This window comes from Vreelandella olivaria, from assembly GCF_023507745.1.
GTDB classification, from domain to species: Bacteria; Pseudomonadota; Gammaproteobacteria; order Pseudomonadales; family Halomonadaceae; genus Vreelandella; species Vreelandella olivaria_A.
On record NZ_JALPZO010000168.1, the window covers coordinates 1 to 1,738 of the forward strand.

Here is a 1,738-nt window from a genome sequence, read left to right on the forward strand (position 1 = left end):
GAAGAAAGACCGAAGAAGAGTCTTGGTGGGCTGACACCTTCAGCCTATGCCGAGCAACTGGTGGTAAAACACGATAAAGTTACTTCTGACTCTAAACCCGGCTGCTACTGAAGATGGGGTGACGTCGATAGGCTAAAACCTCAACATTAGTTGAGGTAAAGATTTTTTTGAGACAAAATAAAAAATTCAGGAGTAGGTGATGGCAGAGGCTATTTGGAGTGTTGGAATGGTAGCCAAGCGCTGCGGTATTAACGTCAGCGCTTTGCATTTTTACGAGCAACAAGGTCTGATCCACAGCTGGCGCAATGCTGGTAATCAGCGCCGCTATAAACCAGAAGTGCTAAGGCGGATTTCGGTGATAAAAGCAGCGCAGAAAGTCGGCGTCAGTCTGGAAGAGATTAAACAGGCCTTTTTATCATTACCCAATAACCGTACGCCGACGGTTGAAGACTGGCAGCGGCTTTCGAAAAACTGGCAGCGCATGCTGGATGGCCGTATTGCCTATCTACAAACGCTGCGCGATAACCTGTCCGGCTGTATAGGCTGTGGCTGCTTAAGCATGACCAAGTGCCCGCTCTATAACCCAGACGATAAACTTGCTGCATTAGGTAGCGGCCCGGTCATTCTGGATCAAGCAGAACAACAGGCGGGAACCCGCAAGGGTGATTAAGTTCGCACGCAAGCTCTTACAAGCGCCTCGTTGCATGACTCATGATGAGGATGAAGCACTCCGTTGAATGTGCTTTTAGCAACGACGCACCCTAATTGGCCATGACGTTTATAACACCCAAAATAGCCATTCCAAGGAATCGCTAATTTTTCACGTACGGGCTCTCTAAAATCACATTTTTAGGCATGTTCCCAACTGGGCGCACGCCCTGCCTCATAAGCCATGGGACCGACTCAATAAATAGTTGAGGTGTGAACGCACCTCTGGCCATTCACCTCTGTGCAAGCTGTACATCACTGTGTCACGGATAGTGCCGTCACGGCGCAGAACATTACCGCGAATCACACCGTCTTTCTTAGCGCCTAGCCGCTCAATCGCACGCTGGCTGGCGATGTTGAAGTTGTCAGTACGCCAGCCAACTACGTTACAACCCAACGTATCGAAAGCATGTGTCAAAAGCAGCAGTTTGCAGGTGGTATTAACATGCGTGCGCTGCACGCGCTTCGCGTACCAAGTGTAGCCAATTTCCACTCGCTTTACGTCCGGCAGGATATCGTGATAACTCGTGGAACCAAGCACTACACCACTTGCCTCTTCAATGACGGCAAAGGCAAAGCGGTGGCCTTCATCGCGGCTTTTCAAGGCGGTATCGATGTAGCCGCGCGCCTCATCGGGCGCTGGCACTGATGTAATGCGTAGGTTCCACAACTCTCCATCTGCAGCGGCGGCCCGAATGCCAGCTTCATGATCGAGTTCGAGTGGCACGAGCCTTACGCCGTGTGCGGTGAGAGTGATGGGTTCAATAAAGGGCATAATTCAATCAGCTTTCGTTGAGGGTATGAGGAGCCTAACGAGGCTGTAGAAAAACCCGATTTCGAGCCGTTTCCACCGCCTGTTGTCCTTATTCATGTACCCAGTCGGTCATCTGGCTGAGTCATCTTACTATCGGCATTTAGCCACTTGGGCGTCCAGCTAAAGCTTGTTGAAGACGGCCTTTTGCTCTTAAAAAGCAACTTACCCCGCTCTAAGCCCCTTCATGACGCGGCCAAGTGGCCGTAATTCACCTAC

At 50.8% G+C, this 1,738-nt stretch carries 2 protein-coding genes; one reads left to right on the top strand and one right to left on the bottom strand.

What is annotated here, in order from left to right; genetic code table 11:
• Positions 1–199: 199 nt before the first annotated feature.
• The gene (gene soxR, locus HP566_RS20010; protein ID WP_249979057.1) at positions 200–670 is read left to right on the top strand and encodes a redox-sensitive transcriptional activator SoxR; all 471 of its coding nucleotides are present in this window, start codon (positions 200–202) and stop codon (positions 668–670) included.
• Positions 671–883: 213 nt separating this feature from the next.
• Here the strand turns inward: soxR and HP566_RS20015 are convergent, their stop codons facing one another.
• Entirely contained in the window at positions 884–1,435 is a 552-nt protein-coding gene (locus tag HP566_RS20015) for a GNAT family N-acetyltransferase (RefSeq protein ID WP_249979058.1), read from the bottom strand.
• Between the last annotated feature and the right edge of the window lie 303 nt (positions 1,436–1,738).

Excerpts from the sequence above, each read along its gene's own strand:
- soxR (WP_249979057.1), top strand. The coding sequence starts at position 200 with ATGGCAGAGGCTATTTGGAGTGTTGGAATGGTAGCCAAGCGCTGCGGT.